At 56.4% G+C, this 17,882-nt stretch carries 20 protein-coding genes; 9 read left to right on the top strand and 11 right to left on the bottom strand.

Translation table 11 applies throughout. The annotated features are described in order from the left end of the window. Positions 1 to 282: 282 nt before the first annotated feature. Positions 283 to 1,482 (bottom strand): tyrosine--tRNA ligase, encoded by a 1,200-nt coding sequence (gene tyrS / locus ACP7BO_RS17555; protein ID WP_426211728.1) that lies wholly within the window; start codon positions 1,480 to 1,482, stop codon positions 283 to 285. 211 nt (positions 1,483 to 1,693) lie between these two features. On the opposite strand from tyrS, the gene ACP7BO_RS17550 reads away from it, so the two are divergent. After that, positions 1,694 to 3,085: a peptidoglycan DD-metalloendopeptidase family protein gene (locus ACP7BO_RS17550; RefSeq protein WP_397455618.1), complete on the top strand. Its 1,392-nt coding sequence runs from the start codon at positions 1,694 to 1,696 to the stop codon at positions 3,083 to 3,085. A gap of 3 nt (positions 3,086 to 3,088) precedes the next feature. Continuing rightward, positions 3,089 to 4,180, top strand: coding sequence for an anhydro-N-acetylmuramic acid kinase (locus ACP7BO_RS17545; protein WP_397455616.1), 1,092 nt, complete (start codon positions 3,089 to 3,091; stop codon positions 4,178 to 4,180). A 75-nt stretch (positions 4,181 to 4,255) separates the two neighbouring features. Here ACP7BO_RS17545 and erpA read toward each other — a convergent pair whose 3' ends face one another. Both erpA and argC read right to left on the bottom strand, forming a co-directional pair. Next, positions 4,256 to 4,606 (bottom strand): iron-sulfur cluster insertion protein ErpA, encoded by a 351-nt coding sequence (gene erpA, locus ACP7BO_RS17540; protein WP_003444456.1) that lies wholly within the window; start codon positions 4,604 to 4,606, stop codon positions 4,256 to 4,258. 133 nt (positions 4,607 to 4,739) lie between these two features. Continuing rightward, entirely contained in the window at positions 4,740 to 5,774 is a 1,035-nt protein-coding gene (argC, locus tag ACP7BO_RS17535; RefSeq protein WP_060696746.1) for an N-acetyl-gamma-glutamyl-phosphate reductase, read from the bottom strand. Positions 5,775 to 5,908: 134 nt separating this feature from the next. Between argC and hemJ the strand changes: the two genes are divergently transcribed. The 6 genes from hemJ to coq7 all read left to right on the top strand — a co-directional run bounded on the left by hemJ (position 5,909) and on the right by coq7 (position 9,943). Beyond that, a complete protein-coding gene (hemJ, locus tag ACP7BO_RS17530) occupies positions 5,909 to 6,337 on the top strand; it encodes a protoporphyrinogen oxidase HemJ (RefSeq protein WP_060696745.1) in 429 nt (142 codons plus the stop codon). 30 nt (positions 6,338 to 6,367) lie between these two features. Then, a complete protein-coding gene (locus ACP7BO_RS17525) occupies positions 6,368 to 7,327 on the top strand; it encodes an NAD(P)H-dependent flavin oxidoreductase (protein WP_060696744.1) in 960 nt (319 codons plus the stop codon). A gap of 62 nt (positions 7,328 to 7,389) precedes the next feature. Then, positions 7,390 to 7,905, top strand: a complete 516-nt coding sequence (locus ACP7BO_RS17520) for a DUF805 domain-containing protein (RefSeq protein ID WP_426211724.1) — start codon at positions 7,390 to 7,392, stop codon at positions 7,903 to 7,905. A gap of 76 nt (positions 7,906 to 7,981) precedes the next feature. Then, on the top strand, positions 7,982 to 8,770 hold the full coding sequence (locus ACP7BO_RS17515) for an SDR family NAD(P)-dependent oxidoreductase (RefSeq protein ID WP_397455611.1): 789 nt from the start codon (positions 7,982 to 7,984) through the stop codon (positions 8,768 to 8,770). 66 nt (positions 8,771 to 8,836) lie between these two features. Next, positions 8,837 to 9,175 (top strand): histidine triad nucleotide-binding protein, encoded by a 339-nt coding sequence (locus ACP7BO_RS17510; RefSeq protein ID WP_060696741.1) that lies wholly within the window; start codon positions 8,837 to 8,839, stop codon positions 9,173 to 9,175. A gap of 120 nt (positions 9,176 to 9,295) precedes the next feature. After that, the gene (gene coq7, locus ACP7BO_RS17505; RefSeq protein WP_397455609.1) at positions 9,296 to 9,943 is read left to right on the top strand and encodes a 2-polyprenyl-3-methyl-6-methoxy-1,4-benzoquinone monooxygenase; all 648 of its coding nucleotides are present in this window, start codon (positions 9,296 to 9,298) and stop codon (positions 9,941 to 9,943) included. Between the two features lie 234 nt (positions 9,944 to 10,177). On the opposite strand, the gene ACP7BO_RS17500 is transcribed toward coq7, so the two are convergent. Further along, the gene (locus ACP7BO_RS17500) at positions 10,178 to 10,600 is read right to left on the bottom strand and encodes an OsmC family protein (RefSeq protein ID WP_003444470.1); all 423 of its coding nucleotides are present in this window, start codon (positions 10,598 to 10,600) and stop codon (positions 10,178 to 10,180) included. Positions 10,601 to 10,827: 227 nt separating this feature from the next. Between ACP7BO_RS17500 and crp the strand changes: the two genes are divergently transcribed. Beyond that, positions 10,828 to 11,472: a cAMP-activated global transcriptional regulator CRP gene (gene crp, locus ACP7BO_RS17495; protein WP_397455608.1), complete on the top strand. Its 645-nt coding sequence runs from the start codon at positions 10,828 to 10,830 to the stop codon at positions 11,470 to 11,472. On the opposite strand, the gene ACP7BO_RS17490 is transcribed toward crp, so the two are convergent. From ACP7BO_RS17490 to rpe, 7 genes are all read right to left on the bottom strand, one after another. Beyond that, positions 11,469 to 12,170, bottom strand: a complete 702-nt coding sequence (locus ACP7BO_RS17490) for a lipoate--protein ligase family protein (RefSeq protein WP_426211719.1) — start codon at positions 12,168 to 12,170, stop codon at positions 11,469 to 11,471. The genes crp and ACP7BO_RS17490 overlap by 4 nt on opposite strands. Before the next feature lie 108 nt (positions 12,171 to 12,278). After that, the gene (gene trpC / locus ACP7BO_RS17485; RefSeq protein ID WP_060696737.1) at positions 12,279 to 13,115 is read right to left on the bottom strand and encodes an indole-3-glycerol phosphate synthase TrpC; all 837 of its coding nucleotides are present in this window, start codon (positions 13,113 to 13,115) and stop codon (positions 12,279 to 12,281) included. After that, positions 13,112 to 14,161, bottom strand: a complete 1,050-nt coding sequence (gene trpD, locus ACP7BO_RS17480; protein WP_397455605.1) for an anthranilate phosphoribosyltransferase — start codon at positions 14,159 to 14,161, stop codon at positions 13,112 to 13,114. Before trpD ends, trpC begins: the two co-directional genes overlap by 4 nt. A gap of 9 nt (positions 14,162 to 14,170) precedes the next feature. Next, on the bottom strand, positions 14,171 to 14,764 hold the full coding sequence (locus ACP7BO_RS17475) for an aminodeoxychorismate/anthranilate synthase component II (protein WP_060696735.1): 594 nt from the start codon (positions 14,762 to 14,764) through the stop codon (positions 14,171 to 14,173). Positions 14,765 to 14,775: 11 nt separating this feature from the next. Beyond that, on the bottom strand, positions 14,776 to 16,263 hold the full coding sequence (trpE, locus tag ACP7BO_RS17470; protein WP_426211717.1) for an anthranilate synthase component I: 1,488 nt from the start codon (positions 16,261 to 16,263) through the stop codon (positions 14,776 to 14,778). Between the two features lie 70 nt (positions 16,264 to 16,333). Then, positions 16,334 to 17,152: a phosphoglycolate phosphatase gene (locus tag ACP7BO_RS17465; protein ID WP_426211715.1), complete on the bottom strand. Its 819-nt coding sequence runs from the start codon at positions 17,150 to 17,152 to the stop codon at positions 16,334 to 16,336. Further along, positions 17,149 to 17,823 carry a ribulose-phosphate 3-epimerase gene (gene rpe / locus ACP7BO_RS17460; protein ID WP_060696732.1) on the bottom strand — a complete coding sequence of 225 codons (675 nt, stop codon included), beginning with the start codon at positions 17,821 to 17,823 and terminating at the stop codon, positions 17,149 to 17,151. Before rpe ends, ACP7BO_RS17465 begins: the two co-directional genes overlap by 4 nt. Positions 17,824 to 17,882 lie beyond the last annotated feature (59 nt).

Below are 17,882 nucleotides of genomic sequence, written 5' to 3'. Positions count from 1 at the left end.
TACAGCAGCCTCTGTTGCTGTCAAGCGGTTATTTTAGGATGTTTTCAAAGTTTCCTTTGTAACATCAACCACTTGCGCTTTCGATCTCTCGTTAGCGGGAGGCGAATTCTACAGCGTTACACGCTGCTGTCAACACCTCATTTCGTGCTTCGATGACTTGAAGCTGACACTGCCGAAGAACCGTCCAACTCATTGAAACTCAAGGAGTTTTCCGTTTCGACTGCGCCGGAAGTGGGCGCATTATAGGCTAATAAAATGCGCCGTCCACCCCTTATTTGAGTTCTATTCAGCTTTTAGAGTAATACGGGCAAATGCCTTCTTACCCGCCTGGCATACATGGGTTGAACCCAGTGCATATATATAAGTGCGGTCAACCACCTCACCATCTATACGCACCCCACCAGAACCCAGGAGATCTCGTGCAACTGCAGAGTTCTTGACCAGTCCAGCCTTATTAAGGACGGCCGCAATCGGCATATCTTCAGCAGCGGTCAATTCTACCTCTGGCAGATCATCAGGCAACTCGCCATCCTTCATGCGGTTACCAGCCCCACGATGAGCGTTTGCAGCAGCCTCTTCACCATGGAATCGGGCAACAATCTCTTCAGCCAACTTGATTTTGATATCGCGCGGGTTCGCACCAGCCTCAACCTCTGCCCTGAAGACATTGATCTCGTCCATCGAGCGAAAGCTCAGCAACTCAAAGTAGCGCCACATCAACGCATCTGGAATAGACACCATCTTGCTGTACATCACGCCAGGCGCTTCCTGGATGCCGACATAGTTGCCCAGCGACTTGGACATCTTCTTCACGCCGTCCAACCCTTCAAGCAGCGGCATGGTCACAATGCATTGCGCCTCCTGACCGTAGCCGCGCTGCAGTTCACGCCCCATCAGCAAATTGAACTTCTGATCAGTACCACCCAACTCCACGTCCGCCTTCAAAGCAACGGAGTCATAACCTTGCACCAGCGGGTAAAGAAACTCGTGGATCGCAATCGGCTGATTCGTGGTGTAGCGCTTGTCAAAGTCATCGCGCTCAAGCATACGAGCCACGGTGTACTGAGAGGTCAAACGAATAAAGTCGGCAGGCCCCATCTGATCCATCCAGGTGGAGTTGAATGCCACCTCGGTTTTAGCCGGATCAAGAATCTTGAAAACCTGAGTCTTGTAGGTTTCGGCATTCGCCAGAACTTGTTCACGCGTTAGCGGCGGGCGCGTTGCGCTCTTACCGCTCGGATCGCCAATCATCCCGGTGAAATCACCTATAAGGAAGATCACCTGATGTCCGAGCGCCTGGAACTGACGCAGCTTATTAATAAGTACGGTGTGACCCAAGTGCAAATCAGGCGCTGTGGGGTCGAATCCGGCCTTAATCCGCAACGGCTGACCGCGCTTGAGTTTCTCAACCAATTCAGACTCGACCAGTACCTCTTCGGCACCACGTTTGATTAGCGCTAGCTGCTCTTCAACCGACTTCATATCAGACCCGTAAGGCTCAAATTCAAAGGGAACCAACCATACAAGATCAGGGACTAATTACAAGTTCCGGGCGGCGTACGGCAGCTATCCGCGCGCGAATAGCTTGCGGACTTGCTTCAAGCGCGCTTTGGTTATATTTTATACAGTTATTTCATCTTCACCGTGCCAGTCATCTTTTCCAATTCATCCTTTATTCAAAGTCAAATTATCTATGACCAGTCAACCGCCTAAAGCGCCACCGCTTTATCCGAAGACCCACCTGCTTGCTGCAAGTGGTATCGCCGCCCTCTTGAGCCTGGCATTGCTGGTATTTCCTTCCAGCGAAGTAGAAGCCAAAAGAACGACTCTAAATCTGGAGTTGGAAACACCTGTTGAACAACTGACACAAGATCAAGACGCTGCAGAACTCACTCAAGCCACAAATGAAGTGAGCCCTTCACCATTTGCCCAGATCGAACAACAGGCCAGCACCACCGCAAAAGTAGAGGAAGAAAAAGCCCCGAACCACCGCGAAGTGGTAGTCGCCAAAGGCGATACGCTCTCGACCCTGTTCGAAAAAGTAGGTCTCCCCGCGACCGCCGTGCATGAAATCCTGGCCAGCGACAAACAAGCCAAGCAATTCAGCCAGCTGAAACACGGCCAGAAGCTCGAATTTGAAATGGGCCCTGATGGCCAACTTAATAATCTGCATAGCCAGGTTAGCGACCTCGAAACCATCACTCTCAGCAAATCTGCCAAGGGCTATACGTTCCGTCGCGTTACCACCCTTCCAGTCGTGCGCTCAGCCTATGTGCACGGCGTAATAACTAGCTCGTTATCAGCATCAGGCCAACGCGCCGGCCTGCCGCACAGCATGACGATGGATATGGCTAAAGTATTTGGTTACGACATCGACTTCGCACAGGACATTCGCCCTGGCGACCAGTTCGAAGTGATCTATGAGCAAAAAGTAGCCAACGGTAAAACGGTCGGTACGGGCAACATCCTCTCGGCGCGCTTTACTAACCGCGGCAAGACGTACACCGCCGTACGCTATACAAACAAGCAAGGCGTGAGCAATTACTACACTGCTGACGGCAGCAGCATGCGCAAGGCTTTCATCCGCACTCCCGTGGACTTCGCCCGTATCAGCTCGCGATTCTCCTCTGGCCGCAAGCACCCGATCCTGAACAAGATCCGCGCCCACAAAGGCGTGGATTACGCAGCTCCGCGCGGCACTCCGATCAAAGCAGCCGGCGATGGCAAAGTACTACTCGCGGGCCGCCGTGGCGGCTATGGCAATACCGTTATCATTCAACACGGCAATACCTACCGCACCCTTTACGGGCACATGCAAGGCTTCGCCAAAGGCGTTAAAACCGGGGGCTCGGTGAAGCAGGGACAAGTCATTGGCTATATCGGTACAACGGGGCTTTCCACTGGTCCTCACTTGCACTATGAGTTCCAGGTCAACGGTGTACACGTAGATCCGCTAGGCCAGAAGCTGCCAATGGCAGATCCGATTGCAAAAGCCGAACGCACGCGTTTCCTGCAACAAAGCCAGCCATTAATGGCTCGCATGAACCAGGAAAAAGCCACCCTGCTAGCCTCGAGCAAGCGTTAAGCGATGGCCCTCTATATAGGCGTGATGTCCGGCACCAGCCTTGATGGCATGGACATAGCCTTAATCGAAATGGGGGCGGGCATCACACTGCTCGCCACCCATTACATCCCGATGCCAGCCGCCCTGCGCAGCGAGTTACTGGGTTTGTGCGCCAGCGGTCCTGACGAAGTGGCACGCTGCGCCATTGCCGAAAACCACTGGGTCGAACTGGCGGCTCAAGGCGTAAACGCGCTTCTTGCCCAACAGCAGCTTTCACCTCAAGACATCCGGGCAATCGGTAGCCATGGCCAGACCATCCGACATGAACCTGCCCAAGGTTATACCGTGCAAATCGGTAACCCCGCGCTATTGGCCGAGTTGACCAGTATTTGTGTCGTCGCTGACTTTCGCCGCCGTGATGTCGCCGCTGGAGGCCAGGGGGCGCCCTTGGTCCCTGCCTTTCATGAAGCCCTGTTTACAGGCGAGCATGAACATCGAGCGGTTTTGAACGTAGGAGGGTTCAGCAATCTAAGCCTGATCACTCCACAGAACCCTGTGGCTGGATTTGATAGTGGCCCCGGCAATGTCCTGCTGGATGCCTGGATACAAGAACAACGCGGCGAACTGTATGACCTCAACGGCCAGTGGGCCGCCAGCGGCCAAGTTGAGCCGTTGCTGCTTAAAGCCTTGCTCAGCGACCCTTTCTTCCAGACCAAGGGCCCAAAGAGCACTGGCCGGGAAGTGTTCAACCTCAACTGGCTGAAACACCACCTCTTCGCCCTGCCAACCTTTCCGACCCAAGACGTGCAAGCAACGCTGCTAGAGCTCACAGCTCTGACCATCGTCGAGTCACTGCAAGCGGCGCAAACCCATACCGACGAACTGCTGGTGTGCGGGGGTGGCGCTCATAATGCGGCCCTGATGACCCGACTCGCCCAATTACTCCCGCAAACCCGGGTCAACAGCACCCAGATCAAAGGGGTAGACCCTGACTGGGTAGAGGCCATGGCGTTTGCATGGCTGGCGCACTGCTGCCTGGAAAACATCCCGACCAACCGTCCTAGCGTCACCGGTGCTCGCGGCCTGCGTGTATTGGGCGGCATCTACCCCGCCTGACCTGCTCACACAAACCCCAGACAGCAAAACGCCGCGAATCTACGCGGCGTTGAGTGTGAAACCTGTACTGCGTAATCAGATCGAGAACGATGATCCGCAACCACATGTCGTGGTGGCGTTCGGGTTCTTGATCACAAAACGCGAGCCTTCCAGACCTTCCTGATAATCCACCTCGGCACCCGCCAGGTACTGGAAGCTCATCGGATCGACCACCAGGCTAACGCCTTCGCGCTCAACAATGGTGTCGTCATCGGCCACTTCTTCATCGAAGGTAAAGCCATACTGAAAACCGGAACAACCGCCGCCCGTAACAAAAACGCGCAACTTCAAACGATCATTACCCTCTTCATCGACCAGGCTCTTCACCTTGTGCGCAGCACCTTCGGTGAATTGCAAAGCCATGGGGGTGAAGGATTCGACGCTCATGCTGATTATCTCCCGGCGATGTGCCGCCATAATGCGTGATGACGCGCATTATCCGCTTCTCCTAGAAAAGCGGTCAACTATTCATAAGTAGCAACGGCAAGCCACAGCTTGCCGCATCAAGCCCGACGCTGCTTTAAGGCAACATTCCCGCGTGAGACAAGCCCAGACGCTCATCCAGCCCGAACAGAATGTTCATGTTCTGAACTGCCTGGCCAGAAGCGCCCTTGACCAGGTTGTCGATGACCGAGAGCACCACAACCAGATCGCCATCCTGTGGACGATGCACAGCAATACGGCACACGTTTGCGCCACGCACACTGCGGGTTTCCGGATGGCTCCCTGCTGGCATCACATCGACAAAAGGCTCGTTGGCGTAACGTTTTTCAAACAGTGCCTGCAAGTCAACAGACCGATCAACCACGGTGGCATACAGCGTCGAGTGAATGCCGCGAATCATCGGCGTCAAATGCGGCACGAATGTCAGACCGACATCCTTACCCGCTGCACGACGCAACCCCTGGCGAATTTCAGGCAAATGACGATGACCTTTGACGGCATACGCCTTCATGCTTTCGGATGTTTCGGCGTACAGAGAACCTACGCTCGCACCGCGACCCGCGCCGCTCACACCTGACTTGCAATCAGCGATCAACCGCGAAGTATCCGCCAGCCCCGCTTCCAGCAATGGAAGGAAACCCAATTGGGTTGCAGTGGGATAGCACCCCGGCACCGCGATCAGGCGCGCCTGTTTGATTTGCTCACGATTCACTTCCGGGAGGCCATATACCGCCTCGTTGAGGAGTCCGGGCGCACCATGGGGCTGACCGTACCATTTGGCCCACTCATCCGCGTCCTGCAAGCGGAAGTCTGCAGACAGGTCGATCACCTTGGTGCCCGCATCCAGCAGTTCGCCGGCCAGCGCGTGAGCGACCCCATGAGGCGTGGCAAAAAACACCACATCGCATGCCGCCAGGGCTTGCGTGTCCGGCACGCTGAAGGCCAGGCCGTCGTAATGCCCACGCAGGTTGGGATACATATCGGCAACCGGCAGGCCCGCCTCGGATCGAGAGGTGATAACAACCACCTCAGCCTGCGGATGCTGCGCCAGCAAACGCAGCAATTCGACCCCGGTGTAACCCGTGCCGCCGACAATACCGACCTTGACCATAACCTGCCCCTCAACGAACCCACTGGAAAGCCCACGATAATAGGGACAGCGCGCCCCTGCGACAACCGTCAAGGTGACTCCCGGACGCTCTACTACTACTATTTGATCTACCGTGAACCTGGGAATAACTAAAAATGCTTTATCTATGGCTAAAAGCCTTCCACATCATCAGCATCGTCTGCTGGTTTGCAGGTCTCTTTTACTTGCCCCGCCTCTTTGTTTACCACGCACAAAGCGAAGACACCGTGAGTAAAGAGCGATTCAGTCTCATGGAGCGCAAGCTGTATCGCGGCATCATGGGGCCAGCAATGATTGCGACCCTGATTTTCGGCGGGTGGTTAATCAGCCTGAATCCGAGCGGTTACTTCAGCCAAGGCTGGATGCACGTCAAGCTGACACTGGTCATTCTGCTGATCGGCTATCACCACATGTGTGGCGCACAGGTAAAGCGCTTTGCCCGCGGCGAAAACAAGCGCTCTCATGTGTTCTACCGCTGGTTCAACGAAGTGCCCGTTGTGTTCTTGCTGGCAATTGTAATTCTGGCAGTGGTCAAACCGTTTTAAACACATCCTGTCACTTGCCGAGGTTATCCAATGTCACTGCCCGCTTTGCTCGAAAAACGCTTGCGCCTGCCGGTGGTGGCGGCTCCCATGTTTCTGATTTCCAACCCGCAACTGGTGCTGGCCTGCTGCCGTAATGGAGTGGTGGGCAGTTTTCCTGCACTCAACCAACGCGACAGTAGTGGCTTCAAGGCATGGCTTGAGGAAATAGAAACGGGCCTGGCCTTATTGGATAACCCCGCGCCTTACGCCGTTAACCTGATAGTGCATAACAGCAACCCACGGCTACAGGCCGACTTGGCGATCTGTATCGAGCACAAAGTACCGATCATCATCACCAGCCTGGGCGCGGCCAAAGAAGTAGTGGATGCGGTCCATAGCTATGGCGGGCTGGTGTTCCACGATGTTACGACCCGGCGCCACGCCGAAAAAGCAGCAGAAGCCGGGGTCGATGGCCTGATTGCTGTCGCAGCGGGCGCCGGTGGCCATGCAGGAACCTGGAGTCCTTTTGCACTGCTGGCTGAAATTCGCCAGTTTTTCGACAAGACCGTGCTGTTGGCCGGGTGCATGAACCACGGCCACGAAATTCTGGCAGCGCAAATCCTGGGCGCAGATCTTGCCTACATTGGGACTCGATTTATCGGCACCCAGGAAAGCCACGCGCCTGACGCATACAAAGACATGCTTCTGGCATCCCGTGCAGCCGATATCATCCATACCCCTGCCGTCTCGGGTGTACCCGCCAACTTTATGCGCAAAAGTCTCGAGAGTGCAGGTTTCGACCTCGACGCACTTCAAGGTAAAGGCGAGTCCAAACTCAAGCCCCTCAATGAAGAAGCCAAGGCCTGGAAAACCGTATGGTCTGCCGGTCAGGGCGCAGGAGGCGTTAACGATCTGCCTGCAACCGACCAGCTGATCGCACGCATGGAAGAGGAATATCGCAAGGCGCACAGCCAGACACGAGAGCTGGCCCGGCACTGGCCACACCACTGACACTCCCAAGCCCGCCAACCATGGCGGGCTTTTTGTTAAAACACCCGGACAAGGAAGCCAGCATGACAGAGCTCAACCTGGAGAAATCGCCTCAGGAACACTACGCGACACTAGACCCCCTGGGGTTCAGCGGCCGGATCGGACGCATGCGCCTGCTGGCCTGGAGCCTGATTCTGGGAGCCAGCGCCGGCATTGTCATCGTGCTGGTCCTGCTCGCGACCAAGGTATCCCCCACTCTGGCCATCACCTTTGGCGCGACGCTGACGCTCGCCTTCGTGGTAGTCCACCTCAGAATCAATGCGCAACGCCTGCACGACCTTAACTGGTCCGCGTGGATGCTGCTGCTGCACCTGGTGCCGGTGGCCAATCTGGTGCTGACGCTTGCGATGCTGTTAATGCCCGGTACTCCGGGGCCCAACAAGTACGGTCTACCACCCCCGCCCAACAGCACCGCGGTAAAAGTCCTGGCCTGGATCAGCATTGTTTTCATGGTGGTGGGTATTTTCACCCTGATCGCCACCATGGCTCTGGGCCTGCAGGACTCGTTGATCAACGCAGCCAACAGCAACAGCCTGTAGACTGCGCGTCTAAATGAACGCGCTAACGCCAGGGACATCATTGTCACCGGACTGCACCGTTGCGATGGAGAACAGCATGACCCGTTACGCTTTAATCACTGGCGCCTCCAGCGGCATTGGCCTGGCTCTGGCCGAAGCCCTCGCCCGCCGCGGGCGCAGCCTGATTCTTGTGGCCCGCCAACGGGACGCGCTGGAAAGCATTGCGCTGGAGTTGACCCAGCGTTTCGGCGTAGAAGTACTGTTCCGTGCCTGCGACCTTGGCGAGCCGCTGCGTCTTTCCGGGTTTTTACTTGAACTCGAAGAAGGCGATCGCCAGATCGATCTGCTGGTCAATTGCGCGGGCATTGGCACCTGCGGCCCCTTCCTGGCTCACGACTGGAGCGCCGAACAAGACCTGATCGAGCTCAACGTGCTGGCGCTCACCCGCTTATGCCATGCCATCGGCAACATGATGGCGGTCCAGGGTGGCGGGCAAATCCTCAATGTGTCCTCCATTGCAGCCTTCCAGCCAGGGCCCTGGCTCAGCACTTACTTCGCCAGTAAAGCGTACGTGCTGCATTTCTCCGAAGGCTTGCGCGAAGAAGTGAAGAAAACCGGGATCAAGGTCTCGGTACTTTGCCCCGGTATCACGCGGACCCGCTTTTTCGACGCAGCCAAAATGAACGCCGACAAGGTCAAGCAAAACGAAGGCGCCATGACGCCCGAAGAAGTTGCGCTCTATACCGTACGTGCGCTGGAGAAAAACAAGGCCATCATCATTCCTGGCCGGCGCAATCGCTGGATAACCCGCATTCCACGCGTCCTCTCACGCTGGATGACGCGAAAAATAGCCGCAGGAATCAACAAATCCTACTGCCCGCGTTAACCAGACTGGGCGTAATCCGCGCCTCTGAGTACACTCGGACCGGACTTCACTCACGGAGACACAGCTTTGGATACTCTGTTCACCAAAATCATCAACCGTGAAATACCCGCCAAGATCATCTACGAAGATGATCAGGTGCTGGCATTTCACGATATTGCCCCACAAGCGCCGATCCATTTTCTGGTCATTCCAAAAAAACCGATCCGCACCCTCAACGACCTGACCGAAGAAGACAAGCCACTGATGGGGCACGTCCTGTTTACCGCGCAACGTCTTGCCAAAGAGCTGGGTTGTGAAGACGGTTTCCGCGTTGTGATGAACTGCAACGAGCAGGGTGGGCAAACGGTCTACCACATTCACATGCATGTACTGGGTCAGCGCCAGATGAACTGGCCGCCGGGCTGATTGAATAACCGCATTCCATCGTGGGCGCCGCCCGGCTCCCACGTTCACCGATGATCCAACGCAAACCCTGTGCGCGCGATTGGGGTAAACTGACCGCCGTGATTTTTTCCGGAGGTAAGCATGACTACCCAACGTCACTACTCGCCGATTGACCGTCTTCTGTTACAAGCCGACACGGCGCTGCGCACCTTGCTGCCATTCAGCGGCCAGCCTCATCGCCCGTCGCCAGCCATCGTCAAGCCTGAAAACCCGCTGGACGAACAGGCAAGCCGCCATGTTGCCGGGTTAATGCGTATCAACCATACCGGTGAAGTCTGTGCCCAGGCCTTGTATCAAGGCCAGGCCCTGACCGCCAAACTGCCGCATGTGCGCCAAGCCATGGAGCACGCCGCAGAAGAAGAAATTGACCATCTGGCCTGGTGCGAACAACGCATCCGCCAACTGGGTAGCCATCCAAGTGTGCTCAATCCACTGTTTTACGGCATGTCCTTCGGGATAGGGGCTGCGGCAGGATTGATCAGCGACAAAGTCAGCCTCGGGTTTGTTGCCGCCACCGAGGATCAAGTGTGCAAACACCTCAACGAACATCTTGAGCAACTGCCTCCGGAAGATGAGAAATCGCGGGCGATCCTCGAACAGATGCGCATCGACGAAGAACAACATGCCGAGTCTGCACTCAGTGCCGGCGGATTCCGCTTCCCTGCTCCAGTGAAGTTCGGCATGAGCCTGATGGCCAAAGTCATGACCAAAAGCACCTACCGCATCTGACTGTAACTACGGCTGGAACACTGCATGTGCTGGCTTGCCGGCTCCCATGCAAATAAAAAGGCGGCTACCTCTCGGTAGCCGCCTTTTTTATTCCTGAAACCTTACGCCCTGTTGCGCGTGGAAAAGATCTCATGCATTGCGTGCTTCAGATGAACACGCTGTCCAACCCCACGATTTCTGGTGGCATCGTTGAACAGGTGATTATCCAGCTGTACAGCGCTTCGCAATGGCGACTCAGCCCAACTCAATGATTTCATAATCATGGCTGATGGCTACACCAGCGGCGCCAAGCATGATCGACGCTGAGCAATACTTTTCGGCAGACAGTTCGATGGCACGTTTAACCTGAGCTTCTTTCAAGCCGCGGCCTTTAACCACAAAGTGCAGATGAATCTTGGTGAACACTTTAGGGTCTTCAGTGGCGCGCTCGGCCTCCAGGAAGGCTTCGCAACTCTCAACTGCCTGACGCGACTTCTTGAGGATGCTGACAACATCGAAGTTGCTGCAACCACCCAGCCCCAACAGAAGCATTTCCATCGGCCGAACGCCCAGGTTACGACCACCACTCTCGGGAGGACCGTCCATCACAACGACGTGGCCGCTGCCCGACTCGCCCAGAAACATGGCTTCGCCAGCCCATTGAATGCGTGCCTTCATCGCCCAGACTCCACTGATTTAAAAGGGGCGCCAGCTTAGCACAGCACCCGAAACCGGGCGCCCGCCACGCTGCAACCTTTATTCAATCCGGGATGACGCATCAGGAAAATTCTGACAACCGTAAAGAATCTGTCTGTTAAGCTTGCGCCAAATCACTGGCGCCAGTCAGCCAGCGCGTTATAAAAAAATAGATACAACCCTTACTGTGCATGTTTCGGGATACAACCATGGTTGCTTTTACTCCCATACCCAAGATCAAGAACTTCGACAAATTTTTGACTCAGTGCCAACGCAGACGCTACCAGACCAAGAACAACATCATCTGCGCCGGAGAGAACTCACACACACTGTTTTTCATTATCAAAGGCTCGGTCACGATTGTGATTGAGGACGATGATGGCCGAGAGATGATCATTGCTTATCTCAACCCCGGCGACTTCATTGGCGAATTGGGTCTTTTTGAGCAGCCCGGACAAGAGCAGGCCCGCAGCGCATGGGTTCGCGCCAAGACTGAGTGCGAGATAGCAGAAATCAGCTACGCGAAATTCAGAGAGTATGTTCAGCAAGAACCGGAAATTCTTTACGCAATCAGCGGCCAGATCGCGCAACGACTGCGCAACACCACGCGCAAAGTCGGAGATCTGGCATTTTTTGACGTAACCGGACGAGTCGCCCGCTGCCTGCTGGAACTGTGCAAGCAACCCGACGCGATGACTCACCCGGACGGCATGCAAATCAAGATCACCCGTCAGGAGATCGGCAGAATTGTCGGTTGTTCGCGTGAGATGGTAGGGCGCGTGCTCAAGGATCTTGAAGAGCAGAACCTGGTAAACGTCAAAGGTAAAACCATGGTGGTGTTCGGTACACGCTAAGGTTTGAGCAAGGGCGCCAGAATCAGCTGGTAACTGGCGCTCAAACGCTCAAAGAAATCGGGTGCACCAAACACTTCATGCAGTGCGATATGACTCTCGGCACGACAGCGCTGATCCAGCTCGCACAACTGATTGAACCGATTGACCGCAGCTACCATCGAGTCACGTTCGTTCTCAACCAGTAACGCGCCGTGGACCAGACCGACTGGCCGTTGCCCGCCCTGACTCTGGCGCCAACGCTGAGCGGTGCCGACCAGCTTTCGCGCGTTCAGGTTAACGTTAAAACGGCCATCGCAAAACGCGCCTTCAATTTCGCCCAAAGACGCCTCGCCTCCCAGTTCTGTCAATAAATCGCAGATCGGCTCACACAACCGGCGATAGGCCGTTTCGATACGCCCATGATCACCTTCAGCACGCGCGGGCGCATAGACCAGAGCGATGTTGATTGTCGACGCTGACTGAGGCACCGGCTCGCCGCCGGTTTCACGTAACAGAATGGGCCAGCCACTGGCCGCCAGTTCCAGGCTGGCCTGCTCGAAACCCGATAACCGACTCAAGCGACGCGGCATCACCAGGGCACGGTCCGTGGGTTGCCAGAACAAGACGCCCGCGTCCAGCTCACCCGCACACACTGACGCCAGTAAATCCTGCTCGGCCTTGAGGCCGGCTTCTACGCTGAGTTGCTGAATGAGGGGCATAGGTGTCCTTGTCTGGCACAAACCAATTATCTCGCGATGCAAGCAACCCGGCTCAGCTTCAAAGCCGAGCTGCTGTCATCGCGAGCAAGCTTGCTCCTGCAGAGCCGGTCAATCCAGCGTAGAGCCCGTGACTTGTACAACCCGCTCAGGGAAGAACAAACGCTGCAGTTCATTACCCGGGTTCTCTGCACGCATAAAGGCTTCGCCCACCAGGAACGAATACACTTCGCTGATTTCCATCAGTTCCACATCCGCGCGGTTGAGAATCCCGCTCTCGGTAATGACCAGTCGATCACGTGGAACACGTGGCAACAGATCCAGCGTGGTTTCCAGGCTGACATCAAAGGTATGCAGGTTACGGTTATTGATCCCCACCAACGGCGTGTCGAGGGTTTTGAGCGCACGATCGAGTTCATCACCATCATGCACTTCGACCAGTACATCAAGCCCGACGCTTTTGGCAACTGCAGCCAGCTCGGCCATCTTCACATCATCAAGCGCAGAGACTATCAACAGTACGCAGTCGGCACCCAACGCGCGGGCTTCGACGATCTGGTACGGGTCGATCATGAAGTCCTTGCGAATCACCGGCAGCTTGCAAGCAGCGCGAGCCTGCTGCAGGTACTGATCAGCACCGAGGAAATAGTCAATGTCAGTCAGTACAGACAGGCATGTAGCACCGCCTTTTTCATAACTAACGGCAATTTCGGCAGGCACAAAATGCTCGCGGATTACGCCCTTGCTTGGCGAAGCTTTTTTGATTTCAGCGATTACCGCAGGCTGTTTCAACTTGGCCTGCGCCAGCATGGCCCTGGCGAAGCCGCGCACCGGGTCAGCTTGAGCCGCCATACGTTCAAGTTCAGCCAGGCTTACACGAGCGCTGCGCTCGGCCACTTCCTGAACTTTGCGTGCCAGAATATTTTCCAGAACGGTAGGCACACTCATGCTTGATTCTCCTGCTTGAAGATCGCGGTAAAGGCACCCAGCTCTTCGAGTTTTTCCCGAGCCAGACCTGTATGCAGCGCATCGTGAGCCAAAGCCACACCCTCTTTGAGAGTGTAGGCAAGATCAGCGGCGTACAACGCGGCCCCGGCATTGAGCACGATCATCTCAGCGGCCTTCTGGCCTGCTTCTGTTTTGCGACGGCCCAAGGCGTCACGGATCAATTCCAGCGATTCTTCCGGGCTATCGACCACCAGACCAAACAGGCTCTGGCTCTTGATACCAAAGTCTTCAGGCTGCACCCAATACTCAGTAATTTCGCCCTTGTTCAACTCTGCAACGAAGGTCGGTGCCGCCAGGCTGAACTCGTCCAGGCCATCTTGCGAATGCACCACCAGCACATGCTTGCTTCCCAGTCGCTGCAAGACTTCAGCCAGCGGCCGGCACAGTGCCTGGTTGAATACGCCTACGACCTGATGCACAACGCCAGCCGGATTCGTAAGCGGGCCAAGCATGTTGAACAGAGTACGCAAGCCCAGATCGCGACGCGGGATGGCCGCGTGCTTCATGGCGCCGTGGTGGGATTGGGCAAACATGAAACCGATGCCCACACTGTCGATACAACGGGCGACCTGCACCGGCGTCAGGTTCAAATACACCCCGGCCGCTTCCAGCAAATCAGCGCTGCCGCTTTTGCCCGACACCGCGCGGTTACCGTGTTTGGCAACGGTGCAGCCTGCGGCCGCAATCACCAGGGCGGAAGCCGTGGAGACGTTGAAAATATTCGCGCCATCGCCGCCGGTGCCGACAATGTCGACCACGCCGTCCAGAGTCTTGAGTTCAACCTTGTCGGCCAGCTCGCGCATGACTGTTACGGCACCGACGATCTCGTCGATGCTTTCGCTTTTCATGCGCATGCCCATCATGAACGCGCCAATCTGCGCCTCGGTGCACTGACCGGTCATGATGTCGCGCATCACATCGCGCATTTCTTCGGTGGTCAGATCCAGATGACCGACGATACGGTTCAGGGCAGTCTTGATATCCATATAAAGTCCTTAGCGCGTGCCGCCGGTTTGTTTAAGAAAGTTGGCAAACAGTTCATGACCTTGTTCGGTCAGGATCGATTCGGGGTGAAATTGCACCCCTTCGATGTTCAGCGTTTTGTGGCGCAAACCCATGATTTCATCTACCGAACCATCGGCGTGTTGTGTCCACGCAGTCAGCTCCAGGCAGTCAGGCAAGGTTTCACGCTTGACCACCAGCGAGTGGTAACGGGTCACGGTCAGCGGGTTGTTCAATCCCTCGAACACCCCGGTATCAAGGTGATACACCGGACTGGTTTTACCGTGCATCACTTGCCGGGCGCGAACCACATCACCACCGAAGGCCTGCCCGATGGACTGGTGCCCCAGGCATACGCCCAAAATCGGCAGCTTGCCGGCAAAGTATTTGATGGCTTGCAACGAGATGCCCGCCTCGTTCGGCGTACACGGGCCGGGCGAGACCACAATGCGTTCAGGCTTGAGCGCTTCGATCTGGGCGATGGTCAGCTCATCATTGCGCACCACCTTGACCTCTGCGCCCAGCTCGCCGAGGTACTGCACAACGTTGTAGGTAAAAGAGTCGTAGTTATCGATCATCAGCAACATGGCAAAGCTCCTCAGGCGTCGGACGCGGGGGTTTGTTCAGCGAGCGCTACGGCACGAAACATCGCGCGGCGTTTGTTCAGCGTCTCTTCCCACTCCAGGGCCGGTACCGAGTCAGCGACAATGCCGCCGCCGGCTTGCACGTGCAATTCACCGTTCTTGATCACCGCGGTACGAATCGCGATGGCCGTGTCCATATTGCCGTTCCAGGCGAAGTAACCGACTGCGCCGCCATATACACCGCGCTTGACCGGCTCCAGCTCGTCGATAATTTCCATCGCGCGAATTTTCGGTGCGCCGGACAAAGTGCCCGCCGGAAGAATCGCCCGCAGCGCATCCATTGCCGTCAGCCCGCTTTTGAGCTGGCCGGTGACGTTGGACACAATGTGCATCACGTTGGAGTAACGCTCGATGACCATTTTTTCGGTGAGCCTGACCGAACCGATTTCAGAAACACGGCCCGTGTCATTGCGCCCAAGATCAATCAGCATCAAGTGTTCGGCGATTTCCTTGTCATCACTGAGCAGGTCTTTCTCCAGCGCCAGATCAGCCTCTTCAGTTGCACCACGGGGACGCGTACCGGCAATCGGGCGCACGGTAATCAAGTTGTCTTCGACCCGCACCAGAACTTCCGGCGAACTGCCCACCACGTGGAAGTCACCAAAGTTGAAGAAGTACATATAGGGCGTCGGGTTGAAGCAACGCAGCGCGCGATACAGATCAATCGGCGCAGCCTTGAAGTCGATGGACATCCGCTGCGACGGCACTACTTGCATGCAGTCGCCCGCAAGGATGTAGTCCTTGATGGTATCGACTGCTTTTTCGTAGTCAGCCTGGGTGAAACTGGAACGGAACACCGGATCGGCTGCTTGCTGCTGCGTGAAGTCCAGGCCGCGACGCGGTGCGATCGGCTGACGCAACTGTTCAAGGAGTGCCTCAAGACGGGCCTGACCTTCGTCGTAGGCATCAGGCTGCGCAGGGTCCACCAGCACGATTGCGTGCATCTTGCCGGCCAGGTTGTCGAACACCACCACAGCGTCCGACACCATCAGCAAAATATCGGGCACGCCCAGCGGATCCGGGTTCGGGCACTTGCCCAAACGCTTCTCAACGTAGCGCACGCAGTCATAACCAAAATAGCCCACCAGCCCGCCGTTGAAACGCGGCAGCCCGGCGATGGTCGGTACGTTGTAACGGGCCTTGAACTCTTCAACGAAGGTCAGCGGGTCATCCGCCTCAAGGGACTCGATCTCGACGCCATCGTGGGTCACCCGGATCTGTTGCTCATGCACACGCAGTACGGTGCCGCACGGCAAGCCGATGATCGAATAGCGCCCCCACTTCTCGCCGCCCTGCACCGACTCCAGCAAATAGGAGTTGGGCTGATCGGCCAGTTTCAGGTAGATCGACAACGGCGTGTCGAAGTCGGCAAGGGTTTCACGTGCAAGCGGGATACGGTTGTAGCCGGCAGCGGCCAAACGCAGGAATTCTTCGCGGATCATGAGGTGCCTCGTGGTCTGAGGGTCAAACAGTCAGGTATGCAAACGTGCCGGATCTCCGGCCAGATTCAAGTCAGGCGCGCCAACGCCAACGGGCCAGGGCCTTGATAACTTTCATCCAGAGTTTGCGAGTGACCACCACGATGGAATCTCTTCGAGAGGGGTGAACGGAATTGGCCAACGTTATCTCAGGCGCAGAATCTAAGCAACCGGCTATCAGCTCATGAAGGTTATCGATCACCATATCGGGTGATTCTTCTTCAATCGGCCGGCCGTGGTTGTAACCATAACTCAGAGCAATACACTTCACGCCTGCGGCTTTGGCAGCCAGTACGTCATTGCGAGAATCACCGACAAACAATGCCTGCGCTGGCGTCACACTGGCCATTTTCATTACGAATAACAGCGCGGCGGGGTCAGGTTTTTTTTGCGGCAAGGTGTCTCCACCAATGATCCAGCGGAAAAACCGGCCCAGCTTCAACTCGTCCAGCAAAGGCGCAACAAAGCGCTCGGGCTTGTTGGTAATCAGCGCCATTTCAACGCCCTGCTTCTGCAGCCACTTGAGGCTTTCGCGTACGCCGGGGTAAACCCTGGTCAGCTCATGGCCACCATCGTAGGCGTCCATGAAAATTTCCAGCGCCTGCTCGGCTTGAGCATCATCGACACCCGAAGCCTCCAGGTTGCCGGCAAGCGCCCGGCGCACCAGCATGGGCGCGCCGTTGCCAATCCACATCCGCACGTTTTCTATACCTGCGGGCGGGCGGCCCAGCTTGAGCAGCATGGTCTCCACGGCGACTGCCAGATCCGGCACCGAGTCGATCAGGGTGCCGTCCAGATCGAACATCACCAGTTTTGGCAGTTGCCCCCGGAGCAACTGCTCAAAGCCACTCATGGACGCGCCAACGCAAGCTCGGCGCGCATTTTCTGAATGACTTCTTTGTAGTCAGGCGTATTGAAAATCGCCGAACCGGCGACGAACGTGTCGGCACCTGCCTCAGCGATCTCACGAATGTTGCCTACGTTCACGCCGCCGTCGATTTCGAGGCGAATATCGCGCCCGCTGGCATCAATCAGGGCACGGGCTTCGCGCAATTTATTGAGCGTGCCGGGGATGAATTTCTGCCCGCCGAAGCCCGGGTTGACGCTCATCAGCAAGACCATGTCGACCTTGTCCATCACGTACTTGAGCACGTCCAGCGGGGTTGCCGGGTTGAATACCAGGCCCGCCTTGCAGCCGCCTTCACGGATCAGTTGCAGGGAACGATCAACGTGCTGAGTGGCTTCGGGGTGGAAGGTGATGTAGGTAGCGCCGGCTTCGATAAAGTCGCCAATGATCCGGTCTACCGGGCTGACCATCAGATGAGCATCGATGGGAGCGGTGATGCCGTACTTGCGCAAGGCTGCACAAACCATCGGGCCGATGGTCAGGTTAGGCACGTAATGATTGTCCATGACATCGAAGTGCACGATATCAGCGCCAGCGGCGAGCACATTGTCGACTTCTTCGCCAAGACGGGCGAAATCGGCGGAAAGAATCGATGGGGCAATAGCGAAGGGCTGCATAACGCACCTTTAGTGAGCAAAACACGGTGGCGCGCATTGTATACCGCCGACCCGAGCCC

Source organism: Pseudomonas sp. TWR2-1-1 (genome assembly GCF_049897045.1).
GTDB lineage: Bacteria > Pseudomonadota > Gammaproteobacteria > Pseudomonadales > Pseudomonadaceae > Aquipseudomonas > Aquipseudomonas versuta.
Note: the sequence above shows the minus strand (reverse complement) of the source record. Positions and strands in the feature narration are given on the sequence as shown.

Coding starts and splice junctions, on each gene's coding strand:
- tyrS (WP_426211728.1), bottom strand. CDS start 1,482: ATGAAGTCGGTTGAAGAGCAGCTAGCGCTAATCAAACGTGGTGCCGAA.
- ACP7BO_RS17550 (WP_397455618.1), top strand. CDS start 1,694: ATGACCAGTCAACCGCCTAAAGCGCCACCGCTTTATCCGAAGACCCAC.
- ACP7BO_RS17545 (WP_397455616.1), top strand. CDS start 3,089: ATGGCCCTCTATATAGGCGTGATGTCCGGCACCAGCCTTGATGGCATG.
- erpA (WP_003444456.1), bottom strand. CDS start 4,606: ATGAGCGTCGAATCCTTCACCCCCATGGCTTTGCAATTCACCGAAGGT.
- argC (WP_060696746.1), bottom strand. CDS start 5,774: ATGGTCAAGGTCGGTATTGTCGGCGGCACGGGTTACACCGGGGTCGAA.
- hemJ (WP_060696745.1), top strand. CDS start 5,909: ATGCTTTATCTATGGCTAAAAGCCTTCCACATCATCAGCATCGTCTGC.
- ACP7BO_RS17525 (WP_060696744.1), top strand. CDS start 6,368: ATGTCACTGCCCGCTTTGCTCGAAAAACGCTTGCGCCTGCCGGTGGTG.
- ACP7BO_RS17520 (WP_426211724.1), top strand. CDS start 7,390: ATGACAGAGCTCAACCTGGAGAAATCGCCTCAGGAACACTACGCGACA.
- ACP7BO_RS17515 (WP_397455611.1), top strand. CDS start 7,982: ATGACCCGTTACGCTTTAATCACTGGCGCCTCCAGCGGCATTGGCCTG.
- coq7 (WP_397455609.1), top strand. CDS start 9,296: ATGACTACCCAACGTCACTACTCGCCGATTGACCGTCTTCTGTTACAA.
- ACP7BO_RS17500 (WP_003444470.1), bottom strand. CDS start 10,600: ATGAAGGCACGCATTCAATGGGCTGGCGAAGCCATGTTTCTGGGCGAG.
- crp (WP_397455608.1), top strand. CDS start 10,828: ATGGTTGCTTTTACTCCCATACCCAAGATCAAGAACTTCGACAAATTT.
- ACP7BO_RS17490 (WP_426211719.1), bottom strand. CDS start 12,170: ATGCCCCTCATTCAGCAACTCAGCGTAGAAGCCGGCCTCAAGGCCGAG.
- trpC (WP_060696737.1), bottom strand. CDS start 13,115: ATGAGTGTGCCTACCGTTCTGGAAAATATTCTGGCACGCAAAGTTCAG.
- trpD (WP_397455605.1), bottom strand. CDS start 14,161: ATGGATATCAAGACTGCCCTGAACCGTATCGTCGGTCATCTGGATCTG.
- ACP7BO_RS17475 (WP_060696735.1), bottom strand. CDS start 14,764: ATGTTGCTGATGATCGATAACTACGACTCTTTTACCTACAACGTTGTG.
- trpE (WP_426211717.1), bottom strand. CDS start 16,263: ATGATCCGCGAAGAATTCCTGCGTTTGGCCGCTGCCGGCTACAACCGT.
- ACP7BO_RS17465 (WP_426211715.1), bottom strand. CDS start 17,152: ATGAGTGGCTTTGAGCAGTTGCTCCGGGGGCAACTGCCAAAACTGGTG.
- rpe (WP_060696732.1), bottom strand. CDS start 17,823: ATGCAGCCCTTCGCTATTGCCCCATCGATTCTTTCCGCCGATTTCGCC.